The 206-nt window shown below is 72.3% G+C and carries 1 pseudogene; it reads right to left on the bottom strand.

The window, feature by feature from the left end:
* A pseudogene (locus BN358_RS24935) lies at positions 1-206 on the bottom strand (hypothetical protein); the annotation flags it as partial.

Here is a 206-nt window from a genome sequence, read left to right as displayed (position 1 = left end):
CCGTGCTTCGGCGAGCGAGACCGGCGAGAGGTCGAGCCCGGTGAGGCGTCCGCCGAGCCGGTGCAGGCTGAGCGTGTCCGTGCCGATGTGGCACTGCAGGTGCAGCACGTCGAGGCCGGCGAGGTCTCCCAGCCGCGGCAGGTCGAAGCGCACCACGTCGGAGTCGCGTCCGGGTCGCCAGCAGCCGGTCGATGTCGTATCCGACC

Source organism: Sedimentibacter sp. B4, from assembly GCF_000309315.1.
Classification (GTDB): domain Bacteria; phylum Bacillota; class Clostridia; order Tissierellales; family Sedimentibacteraceae; genus Sedimentibacter; species Sedimentibacter saalensis.
Note: the sequence above shows the minus strand (reverse complement) of the source record. Positions and strands in the feature narration are given on the sequence as shown.